The 13,989-nt window shown below is 61.1% G+C and carries 13 protein-coding genes; 7 read left to right on the top strand and 6 right to left on the bottom strand.

The features are described from left to right. Positions 1–2 precede the first annotated feature (2 nt). Positions 3–881, bottom strand: coding sequence for an alpha/beta fold hydrolase (locus CJ178_RS19135; protein ID WP_095888049.1), 879 nt, complete (start codon positions 879–881; stop codon positions 3–5). An 82-nt stretch (positions 882–963) separates the two neighbouring features. Here CJ178_RS19135 and CJ178_RS19130 point away from each other — a divergent pair, with 82 nt between their 5' ends. Continuing rightward, positions 964–2,925 (top strand): AfsR/SARP family transcriptional regulator, encoded by a 1,962-nt coding sequence (locus CJ178_RS19130; protein ID WP_095887392.1) that lies wholly within the window; start codon positions 964–966, stop codon positions 2,923–2,925. 113 nt (positions 2,926–3,038) lie between these two features. Then, positions 3,039–3,449 (top strand): DUF7144 family membrane protein, encoded by a 411-nt coding sequence (locus tag CJ178_RS19125; RefSeq protein WP_033233710.1) that lies wholly within the window; start codon positions 3,039–3,041, stop codon positions 3,447–3,449. A gap of 68 nt (positions 3,450–3,517) precedes the next feature. On the opposite strand, the gene CJ178_RS19120 is transcribed toward CJ178_RS19125, so the two are convergent. After that, positions 3,518–3,730: a hypothetical protein gene (locus tag CJ178_RS19120; RefSeq protein WP_045065598.1), complete on the bottom strand. Its 213-nt coding sequence runs from the start codon at positions 3,728–3,730 to the stop codon at positions 3,518–3,520. Between the two features lie 233 nt (positions 3,731–3,963). Between CJ178_RS19120 and CJ178_RS19115 the strand changes: the two genes are divergently transcribed. The 3 genes from CJ178_RS19115 to CJ178_RS19105 are packed head-to-tail and all read left to right on the top strand — an operon-like array spanning position 3,964 to position 7,050. Further along, positions 3,964–4,620, top strand: coding sequence for a GAP family protein (locus tag CJ178_RS19115; RefSeq protein ID WP_033233708.1), 657 nt, complete (start codon positions 3,964–3,966; stop codon positions 4,618–4,620). A gap of 16 nt (positions 4,621–4,636) precedes the next feature. After that, positions 4,637–5,350 (top strand): GAP family protein, encoded by a 714-nt coding sequence (locus CJ178_RS19110; RefSeq protein WP_033233707.1) that lies wholly within the window; start codon positions 4,637–4,639, stop codon positions 5,348–5,350. Beyond that, a complete protein-coding gene (locus CJ178_RS19105) occupies positions 5,347–7,050 on the top strand; it encodes a SulP family inorganic anion transporter (protein WP_095887391.1) in 1,704 nt (567 codons plus the stop codon). Before CJ178_RS19110 ends, CJ178_RS19105 begins: the two co-directional genes overlap by 4 nt. Before the next feature lie 11 nt (positions 7,051–7,061). Here CJ178_RS19105 and CJ178_RS19100 read toward each other — a convergent pair whose 3' ends face one another. Continuing rightward, positions 7,062–7,922 (bottom strand): hypothetical protein, encoded by an 861-nt coding sequence (locus CJ178_RS19100; protein WP_230590098.1) that lies wholly within the window; start codon positions 7,920–7,922, stop codon positions 7,062–7,064. Further along, a complete protein-coding gene (locus CJ178_RS19095) occupies positions 7,906–10,533 on the bottom strand; it encodes a LuxR C-terminal-related transcriptional regulator (RefSeq protein ID WP_095887390.1) in 2,628 nt (875 codons plus the stop codon). The genes CJ178_RS19100 and CJ178_RS19095 overlap by 17 nt, the downstream gene beginning before the upstream one ends. A gap of 152 nt (positions 10,534–10,685) precedes the next feature. On the opposite strand from CJ178_RS19095, the gene CJ178_RS19090 reads away from it, so the two are divergent. Then, positions 10,686–11,336 carry an ankyrin repeat domain-containing protein gene (locus CJ178_RS19090; RefSeq protein WP_033233705.1) on the top strand — a complete coding sequence of 217 codons (651 nt, stop codon included), beginning with the start codon at positions 10,686–10,688 and terminating at the stop codon, positions 11,334–11,336. A gap of 111 nt (positions 11,337–11,447) precedes the next feature. Then, a complete protein-coding gene (locus tag CJ178_RS19085) occupies positions 11,448–12,254 on the top strand; it encodes an alpha/beta fold hydrolase (RefSeq protein WP_045065592.1) in 807 nt (268 codons plus the stop codon). A gap of 29 nt (positions 12,255–12,283) precedes the next feature. On the opposite strand, the gene CJ178_RS19080 is transcribed toward CJ178_RS19085, so the two are convergent. Together CJ178_RS19080 and CJ178_RS19075 are read right to left on the bottom strand one after the other, a co-directional pair. After that, on the bottom strand, positions 12,284–13,474 hold the full coding sequence (locus CJ178_RS19080) for a lipid-transfer protein (protein ID WP_033233703.1): 1,191 nt from the start codon (positions 13,472–13,474) through the stop codon (positions 12,284–12,286). Continuing rightward, on the bottom strand, positions 13,471–13,947 hold the full coding sequence (locus tag CJ178_RS19075) for a Zn-ribbon domain-containing OB-fold protein (RefSeq protein ID WP_033233702.1): 477 nt from the start codon (positions 13,945–13,947) through the stop codon (positions 13,471–13,473). The genes CJ178_RS19080 and CJ178_RS19075 overlap by 4 nt, the downstream gene beginning before the upstream one ends. Positions 13,948–13,989 lie beyond the last annotated feature (42 nt).

Here is a 13,989-nt window from a genome sequence, read left to right as displayed (position 1 = left end):
AACTACCTTTTCAGCAGGGCGCGGATCGCGTCGACCACGTCGGTGGGCGCCTCCTCTGCCATGAAGTGACCTGCGGACAGCGTGCGGTGCTCGAGATCGGGCGCCCACGCTTTCCACAGGGCCTCGGCGTCGTAGCCGAGCATCGAACCCCAGTCCTGCTGGATGGCGGTGACCGGCATACGCAGCTGGTGGCCTGAATCGCGATCAGCCTGATCGTGTTCGACGTCTATGCCTGCCGACGCGCGGTAATCGGCAACGATCGACGGCACCGCCTCCCTCGAGGCCCGCAGGTACTCCGCTCGCACGTCGGCCGGAATTGCTTCGCGATCAGTCGTCCAGACGTCGAGAAAATACTCGAAGAACGCGTCGGCGCTGGCGCTGATCATCTGTTCGGGGAGGCCAGGTGGCTGAGCCATCAAGTAGAGATGGAATGCCACGGCCGCATTCGATCCATGCAGGATGTCCCACATATCCAAGGTGGGCAGCACGTCCAGTGAACCGAGGTGTGTGATCACATCTGGATGATCCAACCCGGCTCTGATGGCAACCAATGCACCTCGATCGTGGCCGACGAGAGCGAATCTCTCGTGTCCCAGATTCTGCGCCACCTCGACGACGTCGGCAGCCATTGTTCTTTTGGAGTAGGTGTCGGGGCTTTTCTCGACAGGCTTGTCGCTGGCTCCGTATCCGCGGAGATCCGGGCAGATGACGGTGTGATCCGACGCCAATTCGGTGGCCACGTGACGCCACATGAGATGGGTCTGAGGAAAGCCGTGAAGAAGGACGAGCGGTGCGCCGCTTCCGCCGATCGCGAGGTTGAGCCGCACGCCGTCATGGGTGGAAATCTGCTGGTAGTCGAAGCCTGGGATGGTGATCGTCATCGGTCGCTCTCGTTTGTCGGGGTGATGCCAATCAGCATCGCCGCATTCGATGAGCATTCGATGAGCGCGATAGCGTGGGGACATGCGAGACCACACAGTTGGAAGCCCGGTTTTCGGAGTGCTGGGTCCGGTGGTCGCATGGAATAACTCGGGAGACCTGATCGATCTGAAGGGTCCACGACACCGAGCTGTCCTCGCTCGCCTGATCGTTGCCCGCGGCCGTGTGGTTCCGGTGGACGTGATTGTCGACGACCTCTGGGTCGATCCTCCGGCCGGAGCGACCAGCGCACTACGTACGTTCGTCTCGGCGCTGCGACGTGCGCTCGAACCCGGTCGTCCGCCTCGAACGAAGCCGAAAGTTATTGTGACGGAAGGGCGCGGCTATGCCATTCAGGCCGCACCCGAAGCGGTCGATGCCTGGAAATTCGAGAGCCTGGTGCGTGAAGCCGCTGAGTCCACACCACCGCAATCACTCGAACTACTCCGAACCGCCCTCGAGTTGTGGCGAGGGCCGGCATATGCGGACTACACCGAAGAGTCCTGGGCTCGATCGGAGCGATCCCGCTTGGAGGAACTGCATCTGACAGCCGTCGAACGCTTGGCCTCTGCCCAACTGGATCTCGGGCTGGTTACGGAAGCGATTCCCGATCTGGATGCCCATGTGACGGAACACCCTTGGCGAGAAGGTGGTTGGAGACTGCTAGCTCTTGCGCTGTACCGTTCCGACCGTCAGGGCGACGCCTTGGCAGTCCTGCGTCGAGCGCGAAAGTTACTCGCCGACGAACTCGGCATCGACCCTGGTCCACGGCTGGCCGACCTCGAGTCCGACATTCTTCGACGAGAGGGGCATCTGGATACTGGAGCGGAAGAGCAGATCTTCAGTCAGGTGTCTGCAGCGTACGACCGAACCGTAGCGGCGGGATCGAAGTCGAGATTGGAGTCCACTGTCGGCCTGCTCCGAAGTTTGGCAGTTGCGGGTGGAAGCGGACTGGAGGCTGCTCGAAACCAGCGACTGGCAATCATCAGTGCCGCTGAACAATTGGACGACGTCGAACTCACCGCACGGATTATCGGTAATTACGACGTGCCTGCCATCTGGACGCGATCCGACGATCCGGGGCAGGCTGCTCAGATCGTCGAGGCCGCTCAGCGCACCATCGATCGACTTCCTGACGGGAACGACCTCGCTCGGGCAAGACTCTTGGCGACAATCGCACTCGAATCACGCGGACTTGCCGGCGACCCCGGACTCGAACCTGCCCGCGCTGCCGTTCAGATCGCCCGCTCCCTCGACGACCCCGGACTTCTTGCCTTCACACTCAACGGGTTGTTCATACAGAGTTTCTGGCGAACTGGTCTGGCTCCAGAGCGCGACGCCATCGGGGGTGAACTGATAACGCTCTCCGCTCGGCACGATCTGGCCACCTTCGAAATTCTCGGGCATCTCGTGCGTATGCAAGCTCTCGGCGCACTCGGGCAATTCGATGCCGCCGAACAACATGCCGACGCAGTGGATCGATTGGCCGGACGTCACGAGCGTCCCTTGGCAGCGGTATTCACCACCTGGTTCCGCGCGATGCGAATTGCCGCCACAGGCGCGGACGTGTCGCACTGCGAGGAGCTGTACGAAGCCGCGGCGGTCTGTCTTCCCGGTTCCGGCATGCCCGGCCTCGAGGACGGAATTCTCCCGCTGGCAATTCTCGCACTCCGAGTCTGGCACGGCGTGCCGGCGGCCTTCGACGCCGATACGAACTGGGGCCAGTACGAGCCCTGGGCTCGGCCACATCTTCTTCTCGCGCAGGGGAAAGTGAACGAGGCCGCAGAAGCGGTGCGCGCGTTGCCCAACCCGCCGAACGACCTACTTTCCGAAGCGCTGTGGTGCCTTATCGCAGCAGCTTCCGTCGCGGTCGGTGACCGTCAGGTCATGGAACGAGCGCGGGCTGCTCTTATGTCTGCTGAAGACGAAATTGCCGGTGCGGGCAGTGGAATGCTCACTGTCGGCCGGGTCTCGGACCATCTTGCGGGGCTTAACGAGCACACCTGAGGTCCCGGTCGGTGATCGCCGCGGACGGGATTCATCCGCGATGGGTGATGTCTTCCCTAAATGGGTACTCGAGACTTAGAGAGGGAAGTGCTTTCTCGTCGAAAGGAACGCTGATGACTGCTCCACCACGAGAACCCGCCGAACACCCTGTCAAGCAGGGGTTCGCGGTCGGTACGACGTTCGCGGCGGCGATTCTGCTGCTGACAGCCGGCATCGTTGCCCTGCTGCAGGGGATCGCTGCTGTCGCCGACAACAATCTGTTTGTCGTCGGAATCAACTACACCTACAAGTTCGATATCTCGACGTGGGGTTGGATCCACATAGTTCTGGGCATCATCGGAATTGTGGTCTCCCTTGGCCTCTTCACGGGTGCGGTGTGGGCAAGAGCGTCGGCAATCGTGATTGCGTCACTCTCCATCATCGCGAACTTCTTGTGGCTCCCGTACTACCCGATGTGGTCGATCCTGGTGATTGCGCTTGACATCGTGGTCATTTGGGCAGTCGCAACGTGGGATACCGCGTAGATCATCGCGTCAGAAACTGTGGCCCCGGCTGATTCCCCCAGTCGGGGCCACAGTCATGTGAATGTCGATCAGTCTGGGAGTCTGCGTAATTCGGCGACGGTCAGTCCCAGCGAATCGAGCCGTGCCATGATGCTCCGCATGGCGCTGTGATCGGCAACGGGACCGTACAGGCTGGTGTAGCCACCGGCGGTTGGTGCCACACTCAATTCGGGGAATGCGGCCTTCACGCGATCCGACACTTCGCCGTCGATGAGAAATTGGTAGCGAGTGGGAGCAGTCATCGTTTCTCTCTCCCATCACACGTGTTGCGCATCGATTTAGTCTGTACCCATTTATTTTTACGTTGCCGCGCGGTGAATACGTCATCCCCTTCGGGTGAATGCCGGACATGCGGCCACGACGTCTCATCGGGACAGCATCCTCTTCCAGGGTTCTCGCTGGTGTTCATCCTTTTTGTGTGAGGTCGAATCCGACTGTTTTCCCTAGTCTCTAGCGGGAGAGAGAAGAGGCCGAAATGGGTTCTGTCATCGGAGATCTGTTGCCACTCGCGTTGGGAGTGGCAATCTCGCCGATTCCGATCATCGCGGCCATCCTGATGCTCCTGTCCAAGCGAGCAGGAAGTACCAGCATCGGTTTTGCCTTGGGTTGGTTACTCGGAATCGTTGTTGCAACAGTAATATTCGTTCTGCTGTCGAATCAATTGGAGAAATCCTCCGATTCTTCGGCTGGTGTTTCGTGGATCAAGATCGCCTTGGGTGTTCTCCTGCTTGCTTTCGGCGCAAAGCAGTGGCGCGGACGCGGCGGTGAACATGAGACTCCCAAATGGATGCAGGCCATTGACGACATGACGGCAGCCAAGGGATTCGGCCTCGGATTCGCACTGGCCGCCGTCAACCCCAAAAATCTGATGATGTGTATCGCCGCAGGTGTCTCGATCGGTGCTGCATCGTTGCCGACCGGGCAGGTAGTCATCGCCGTCGCGGTTTTCACCGTCATCGCTGCATCGACTGTCTGTCTACCCGTGATCGGGTATCTGATCGCGGCGGATCGTTTGCGCACCCCGTTGGCAGAGTTGAAGGTCTGGCTGCAGGCGAACAACGCGACGGTGATGAGCGTGCTGATCCTGGTCATCGGAGTTGTGCTGATCGGCAAGGGAATCGGCGGATTCTAACCGAGCGGAGGTAGTCATGGGGTCGTTGTTGTTGCAGCAGATTCCGCTGGCGCTCGGCATCATCATGAGCCCACTTGCGATAGTGGCTGTAGTCGCAGTGTTGTTCTCCGAGCGGGCGCGGATCAACAGCATCGCGTATCTCGTCGGATGGTTCCTCGGAATCATTGTGTCGCTGGCCGTCTCGTTTGCAATTTTGACAGCGCTGGAAGTTCATCAGCGGACACACCCGCCGCTGTGGGTACCTATCCTGCACTTGATCCTCGGAACGGTACTTCTGGGCGGGGCCTGGTTCGTGTACACCCGTAGTCATCGGCGGATGCAGGCAATGGCGGCGGCAACCGGACCGGGTGACATTGCCGCGGCGGCCCCTCAGTTGCCGAAGATGCTGCAATCGGTGGAACATTTCTCACCGTGGCGCTCCGGTGTTCTCGGCTTTGCTCTCTTCGTCCTCAATCCCATCGACATGTCCTGTGCCATAGCAGCGGCCATGAATTTTCGATTGAGCAGCGCAGCACCGTCCGCGGAGTGGGCATCCGCTGTTGTGTTCGCGCTGGTATCGGCTAGTTCGGTCGCAGTTCCGGTCGCGCTGCTCCTGATCAAGAAGGAGAAGGCAACAGAGCCGTTGCAGCGTATTCGGACGTGGATCGCCACCAATACCCATCTGCTGAACGTCGGACTGCTGATCTTGATCTCGGCAATGCAGATAAGCAAAGGGATCCAAGGACTATGAGCACTCGACACACGCACACCCCGCTTGTCTTCGGTTCGCTGGCCGGCTATCAACGTGCGTGGCTGCGGCCCGACATCATCGCCGGGCTCACGGTCTGGGCGGTGCTGGTGCCGGAAGCCCTGGCATACGCCACCATTGCCGGCGTCCCACCCGTTGTGGGGCTTTACGCAGCAGTGCCCGCGCTGGTTCTCTATGCGGCCGCTGGTAGTTCACGCCACCTTGTTGTCGGTCCGATGTCGGCAACCGCGGCATTGTCTGCTGCATTGATCGCTCCATTTGCCGGTGGCGACGACTCACGTTTTGTTGCCCTGTCTGTCGGACTTGCCGTCGTCACCGGTCTGGTCGGGTTGCTCGCCGGATTTGTGCGGCTGGGATTCATCGCCTCGTTCATCTCCGAACCGGTGCTCAAGGGGTTCATCGTCGGATTGGCGCTGACCATCATCATCGGGCAAGTTCCGAAGCTACTGGGCGTCGAGAAGGGCGAAGGTAATTTCTTCGTACAAGCCGCGACGGTTGTGCGTGAGTTGGGGAGCGTCGACGGGCTCACGGTCTTTGTCGGATTACTCAGCCTGACTTTGGTGTTGGCGGTCAAGAGGTGGTTACCGCTGGTTCCAGGGTCACTCCTGGTCGTTCTGCTGGGCATCACGGCGGTTGCACTGTTCGGCCTCGACGATCGGGGCATCGACATTGTCGGCCACATCGACGCGGGGCTGCCGAGCGTCGGGCTACCGGAGGGAGTGCGAGCCGAGGATTACCTGGACTTGATCGGACCGGCCATCGGCGTGCTGCTCATCGGTTTCGCCGAAGGTCTCGGCGCAGCAAAGACATACGCAGCCAAGGCCGGTTACACCGTCGACGCGAACCGGGAACTGACTGGACTCGGTGCCGCGAACTTGGGAGCCGGCCTGTGCTCGGGCATGGTGGTCAACGGCAGTCTCTCCAAGACGGCAGTCAATGGTGGGGCCGGAGCCAAGACGCAGGTCAGTGGGCTCACGGTTGCAGTGCTCACGGTGCTGACACTTCTCTTTCTCACCGGGTTGTTCGAGAAACTGCCCGAAGCGACACTCGCTGCCGTGGTGATCGCCGCCGTGGTCGAGTTGGTCGACTTCTCCTCTCTCGCAGCGCTGTACCGGGTGTGGACCAAGCGGTTGGGCAGCATCTACGGCGTGGCGGCTCGTGCCGATTTCGCGGCAGCCGTAGCGGCTATGTTCGGTGTGCTGATCTTCGACACATTGCCGGGTTTGATCATCGGAATCGCCGTGTCGATGCTGCTGCTTCTGTACCGCGTCTCCAAACCGCATGTGGCGGAACTGGCCAAGAGCGGCTCGCGATGGGTGGACATTGCGTCTCACCCGGAATTGCAGCCTTCCGACGGCGTGATCGTCGTGCGAGTGGAAGCCGGCCTGTTCTTTGCCAACGCCGATCATGTTCGAGACCGGATCGACGATCTTGTCACCGACGGTACGTCCATGATCATCCTCGACGCCGAGACCTCGCCGTTCATCGATGTGAGCGGTGCGCAAATGCTCGAACAGTTGCGGGATTCGCTGGCACGGAAGAACATCGTGTTCCGGGTGGCCCGCGACGTTGGGCAGTTCAGGGACGTTCTTGCCGGTACGCCTGGTGGTGGTGTGAAACTCGATGTCTACCCGAGCGTCGCGGAAGCCATGGCTGATCCCAATGATCGCCGGAGTTCATGATCGACCCGAGCTCACGATCCTCGCAGCCAACGCCCCAGCGGCCCGTCGTCTTTGGCAACTGATCCCACGATCGTTCCGGCGACGACAACAATCGCGGAGAAGACGAACAACCAACTGATGAGGGTGAACATCACTCCGAGAAGACCGAATTGGTCTTGCGATGTGCGCGTGATCCGCGGAAGGAAGAGTGTGCTGGCAACGTGAAGGGCGCTCAGGCCGGTGGCCGTCAACAGTCCGGAGCCGATGCACATCCGGGTGGTCATCCGGTTTGCTGTCAGCAGCATCGGAACCAAGGTCCAGACCAGTGCCCATACGCCGTAGACGGCCGTGAATCCGAGCAATTGACCTACTGCGGGAATCGAATCCAACTTGTGACACACCGCCGCGATGGCAACCGAACCTGCGATGACAAAAACGACGGCGAGCCACCGCCAGGCTTGTCGGAGCGTGGCAATCGGTACATGCCAGATCCGCCCGTACATCCGACCCAGTGCTCGGGCATACGACGTCGAACTGATCAGCAGCATCAGCAGACCCACGATGCCGAAAGCTGTCGCGGATCCGGTGGTGACATCGCTCGGTGGGAATTCGGCGCCGAGATTGTCGCGCGCCGCGTCCGAGAGTGGTTGCAGACGTTGAAGCGTTGATGCGGCGATCATCACCGGCAGCAGGGACGTGAATGCCTGCGCCGCAAGGGTCATCGCACTGTCCACCAACCCGACTTCGACGATGTCGAACGTAACGCGCGATGCGAGCCGTCGACGTGGTGTGACGGTCACCCACACCTTCATGCGGTCGCGGGTGTCGTTGTAGATCTGCGGGGGCAACTGCATGCGCTTCGGGCGGCGCGTCTGCTCAGATGAGTCCGCCACGCCGCGCGGCTTTCAGAGCGTCGCGACGATTACTGACGTCGAGTTTGCGGTAGATCCCGCGCAGGTGGGTCTTGATGGTGTTGACCGAGAGGAACAGGGTTTCCGCGATCGATTCCGTGGTGTCGCCCGAAGCGAGTTCGCGCAGTACCGTGTACTCGCCCGGAGTCAGAATCGGAGCGATGGCAAGTTCATGTGGTTGCAGGTGTGACCGTACGTGTTCGGCAAACAGTTCTTGGTCTCCGAAATGTCCGGTGAAATCATCAAGGATTCCTCGCAGGGCGCGACCGTAATCGAGGAAGGGGCGCAGAAGGTTTCCGTGCTCGGCGGCGCGTAATGCGTCGTGCAGTGATCGAAATGCCTTGCGTGGTTGGTGATTGGCGGAATGAATGACGGATTGCAACACCGATGTGTAGATGCCGTGAGCGAGTAGTGGGTGTTCGGGTGATTCCACAGCGGCGGTCAGTTCGGCCTGTGCCTCGGTGAGCTTGCCGCCGGCCAGTCGCAGAGACGACAACGCCAAGTGTGCCTCGGTGGTAGCGCCGAATTGCTGTGTCGCGTCGTGTATCAGTCGGCTCGCCCAGTCCAATTCGCCCACCGAGAGGCAGACACTGACCACGGTGGGTAGCAGTGCGGATGTCGCGATCGGGAAGGTCCCCAGTTCGATGGCTTTGATCATGGCATCACGGATGTCCGCGGCAGTCGAGCGTCGATCGTCAGAGGTGTCGAGTCGACACAATCCGAAAGTGATGACACTGTGCCAGCCGAATGCGGGCATGCTGACGCCGAGAACATCAGCCTGGCGGCAGTTTTCGATGGTGGGGATCCGATACGGGAGATCCGGTGAACTGCAGAGATATGTGCCGAGGGCTGCTACCGATGTTGCCAACTCGTACTCCGCGGTGCCCATGAGATTATGCTCGCCAGCGTAGGTCAGGGCGTGTGTGATGTGGGCGATCATCGCTTCGATGTCGCCGTTCATGGCGGCCGAGAATCCGATACCGGTGAGGGCTCTCAGCACTAAACTGCTTCGGCCACGAAGCATTCCGAGTGCGGCGGCCTCGGTGTATTCGGTGCTTGCGCGCTCGAAGTCGCGGTCGAGGAAGTATCCGGTCGCAGTTTGCAGGTGTGCAAACGCTTCGATGTCGGAGTGAGTGCTGCGTTGCCGTTCGGCGTGCCCGGCGAATGCGGTGTCGAATCCCGCGCCGGCGTACAGAGCCTGCAGCTTCAACGCGCAGAACAGCGGGTCGCGATCCAGCCCGGATGACGCAGTTTCGAGGAAATTCAGGTACGTCCTGGCCGTAGTCACGTCACCGCTGTGGAGGGCTGAGGCGGCGAGGAGCATTCGAGTGCGCGGTGACTCGGATACGAGAGTAGGTACCGACTCGAGTATTCGGGTCAGATCGCTGCCGTATCCGTCCAGAACGAGCCCGAGGCCGCAGCGATCGAGGAAGGCGATAATACGTTCCGGATCACCGATGGAGGCTTCGAGTTCGAGTGCTTCGAGTTCGTGTTGATGCGCCTCGAACCACGTTGCGGCCTCATGATGCGCTCGGATACGTTCGTTCTGATCGACCCGGCGAAACTCTGCACGAAGGTGTTCGCGCAGCAGTGGATGGTAACTGAACCAAGTTGTGTGATCGGTTGAATCGGTGCGTGTGAGTGGCAAATTGAACTGAATCAGTGTGTCGATTTCTGTCACTGCGTCTTCGTCGGTGATCGCCTCTGCCAAGTCGACGGAAAATGCTTCGGCCACAGAGGTCTTGAGCATGAAGTTCGTGAGATGGGTGGGGAGTGCGGCCAAGACCTCGTCTACCAGGAAATCGGCAACAGGCCTGGGTGTGTGTGTGAATTCATCGACGGCATCCGCGGTGTCACCTCGTCCTGCGAGATAGGTAGCAGCCAACCGAACCACGGCGCCCCATCCCTTGGTGAACGATTCGATGAGCGCAAGCTGTCGTTGGTCCAGTTCGATGTCGTATTCGCCTAACAGCACGCTGATTTCGTCGCTGTCGAATGCAAGATCATGTGCTTCGAATCGAGTCAGACGACCGTCGAGGGCTAGGCGATGCCAGGTCAAAGGAGGTTCGTACCTGGCCGCGAGAACGATCGTGAGGTTCGGCGGCGCGTCCGCGAGAACCTGGTCGAGGGTGCTGATCGACATCGGATCGTGAAGGGCATGAACGTCATCGAGAATCAGCGTGATCGGTTTTCCGCTGGCCTCGATCGCCTTCATGAAGCGGGAGTGCCAGAACTGCGTCGGTGCACCGCACGCGACGGGTTCGACATGCGTGGCCAGTGCTTCGGCGAGGGAGGTGCACAACACTTGCGCGTTGTTCTCACGCTCCGCCAACGTCAGCCAGGAAACCGCTGCGGGAGCCTGTTTACGGGCCCAGTCGGCCAGCAGCAGTGTCTTGCCTGCCCCAGCAGGGGCGCACAGTAAGTTCACCGCGCGAGCGTGATGTGCGGCTGAGAGCTTGCGATGCAGACGGGGGCGCGAGATGACATTGGAGATCGCCGACGGAGGACGGAAGCGGTTCTCGTTTTCGCGCGCGGCTATACCTGGACCCGACAATCTAGCCGTCGAAACGGATGCACGAACCGAGCTGCTCATCAAACTCCTGAAGTTGGTGAGTGCGACGCGGTGTAGTCCCGTTACGGCAATTACCCAAACCGGACGTTTGCTAATCAGCGGGCAAGAAGATGGTGACCAAGGTCCCGGTGCGAGGTATATCGGCCATTTCGGATTGTGGAACACTGTGAACGGTGAATCGGAAGTCGGGAATCGTTCTTGCCGCAGGCGTTGTTCTTGCCGTGGCTGGTTGTGGTTCGGCGGCGTCACCTGCAACTTCGCCTTCGGCGCCCGTCGCTTCTGCCGAAGCATCCACGTCATCAGAGCCATCGGTTGCCCCGGCTCGGTCGACTCCTGAATCCGAGCGGGCGTTGATCGCGGCCACCAAAGCCAACGACGTGGAGGCGGCAACCGCCCTGATCCTCGCCGGTGCCGACGTGAACGCCAAGGATTCCATTCAGGATTCGGCCTTCCTGTACGCCGGAGCGGAAGGTTTGAACCAGATTCTCGCGTTGACGCTCAGTCACGGAGCGGATGTCCGCAGTGTCAACCGATTCGGTGGCACCGCTTTGATTCCCGCCAGCGAGCACGCGCACGTCGACACGGTTCGGATGCTGATCGCGGCCGGAGTGCCTGTCAATCACATCAACGACCCGGGGTGGACGGCTTTGCTCGAGGCTGTTGTCTACGGTGACGGTTCGCCGCGCTACCTCGACGTGATCACACAGCTGCTCGACGCCGGGGCGGATCAGGAGATCAGGGACGCACGCGGACGGACAGCGTTGGAGAACGCGCAGAATCTGGGACAGGCCGATGTTGCTGCGCTGCTGACTTCTCGGCGCTGACGGAATCAATACGGAGTTCTGACCCGTCGGTTTTCATCGGTGGGATGGGGGTATTCCGCTGGGCGTGATGTCTCGCCCGAGCTGATCGCCCATCCGACTCGAAGGAAACACATGAAGATTTCCCGTGTATTCACCGCAATTCTGTCGGTAGTGGTGGTGTCGACTGCTGGAATCATCCTCGGTTCCGGCGGCGCGAGTGCCGCGCCCCAGCCAACCGTGGTCCTGGTCCACGGGGCTTTTGCCGACGCAACAAGCTGGGATGGTGTGGCCGCCGATTTGCGTTCGCGCGGCTATGAGGTTGTGACTCCGGATAATCCGCTGCGGGGGCCGTCGTACGACTCGGCAGTGATCGAGAAGACCGTCGCGGATATCGACGGTCCGGTAGTTTTGGTCGGACATTCGTACGGGGGCGCCGTGATCACCAATGTGCACGATCCCAAGGTGCAGTCGATGGTGTATATCGCGGCTTTTGCTCCGGTGGAGGGTGAGCCGGTCCAGATCACGATCGATCCCATTCGGTTCCCGGGCAGCCAATTGCTACCTCCCGCACTGGGGTTGAAGATCGTCGACGACGCTCACGCGATTGGCGGTAAGAACGTCGACGGATATGTGACCGACGAGTACTTCCATTCGGTTTTTGCGCAAGATGTTTCGGACGAGACGGCGGCAACGATGTTGGCGCATCAAAAGTCTGCGGCGCTCTGGGCGAACCTTGAACTCGGCGGTCCGCCGTCCTGGGCGAACACACCGACGTGGTACCTCGTGGCTGGTAACGATCGGGTGATTCCGGCTACCGCACAACGGTTCATGGCAAACCGGATGGGCGCGACCACCAGCGAACTCCCGACGTCTCACGCTTCGCTGGTCTCGCAGCCGGGTGCGGTCGCAGACGTGATCGTGGCGGCCGCTCACAGTTAAGTGTGCGACCGCCACGACAGTAAGGCGGGTTAAGCGGAAACGATCACCGAGGAGCCATGGCCGAAGAGGCCTTGGTTGGCGGTGATGCCGATGCGGGCGCCTTCGACCTGACGGCCTTCGGCTTGTCCGCGCAGCTGCCAGGTGAGCTCGCACACCTGCGCAAGTGCCTGGGCGGGAACAGCTTCACCGAAGCAGGCGAGGCCACCGGACGGATTGACCGGGATGCGGCCACCGATGGTGGTGTCGCCTGCACGCAGGAGGTGTTCGGCTTCGCCGCGCTTGCAGAGTGCAAGGTCTTCGATCCAGTCGAGTTCGACGGACGTGGCGAGGTCGTAGACCTCCGCGACGTCGACGTCCTCCGGGGAGATGCCGGCTTCTTCGTACGCCGCGTAGCCGATGGATTCCTTGAACGTGCGCTCCGGAGCCGAGACCGCAGAGCTGGAGTCGGTCGAGAAGTTCGGCATGTCCATGATCGTCTGCGGGAACGTCGGAGTGACCGTCGAAATCGCCTTGATGCGAACAGGTTCCGCGATGCCCATCTTGCGGGCGTATTCCATGGACGTCAGCAGGATGGCTGCGCCGCCGTCCGAAGTGGCGCAGATGTCGAGGAGGTGTAGCGGGTTGGACACCACGGGGGATGCCAGCACGTTCTCGACGGTGACTTCCTTGCGGTAACGCGCGTTGGGGTTGCTCAGTCCGTGCTTCGCGTTCTTCACCTTCACGTTTGCGAAGTCCTCGGCGGTGGCGCCGTACAGATCGATGCGTCGACGCGCATTGAGTGCGAAGTACGCCGGGTTGGTCATGCCCATGAGGCGGAAGCGCAGCCAGTCCGGGTCGTCCCAACGCTCACCGGCGACGGGAGCGAGGAAGCCCTTCGGCGTGGTGTCTGCGCCGACGACCAAGGCAACTTCGCTGAGGCCGGCCAGGATTCGGGCGCGAGCTGTGTCGAGTGCCTGCGCACCCGTCGCGCACGCTGCGTACGACGTGGCGACGCGAGCGCCGTTCCAGCCGAGGGCCTGAGCGAACGTGGCTCCGGCGACGTATCCGCCGTATCCGTTGCGGACGGTTTCGCCGCCGACGATGAAGTCGACATCCTTCCAGTCCACGCCGGAATCAGCGAGGGCGGCGCGTGCGGCGGCAACGCCGTACTTCACGAACGACTGGCCCCACTTGCCCCAGGGGTGCATACCTACACCGAGTACTGCGACGTCCTTGCTCATGACTGCGACTCCTGATCAGCTGCGGCGACAGGCTTCCAGCGCCACGTCGTACGAACTCCGGTTTCGTCGGTGTACAGCGGCTCGACAACCAATTCGACGGTATTACCCACCTTGAGATCGTCGACGCCGAATCCGTCGGCTACCTGGCCGAGGATGACGATGCCCTCGGGCAATTCGACGGCGGCCAGTGCAAACGGCACGTAAGGGTCGGAGCTGGGGATGTACGGCGGCGGCGGCTGGTACTGCGCGTCGGTGTACGACCAGACCGTGCCCCGGCGGGAAAGTTCGACGTCGCCGAACTCTTCACCCGAGCAGCTCGGGTTCTTGCAGAACGTGGTCTCGCGCGGGAAGGAAATGGTGCCGCAGGATTGGCACTTCGTGCCGATCAGAGCAGGTTCGGGGCCGGTAGTGAACCAACCCTCCACCGCAGGTGTCACGCTGCCGCTCGGTGCCGACGTTGCAGTCTCGCTCATGCAAACCTCATCTGGTGGGCGTGCCGGATCCGAGGATCGTGG

Origin of the sequence: Rhodococcus sp. ACPA4 (genome assembly GCF_002300185.1) — a bacterium.
Taxonomy (GTDB): Bacteria; Actinomycetota; Actinomycetes; order Mycobacteriales; family Mycobacteriaceae; genus Rhodococcus_F; species Rhodococcus_F globerula.
The sequence above is the reverse complement of the archived record's forward strand: the minus strand, read 5'-3'. Positions and strand labels throughout refer to the sequence as shown.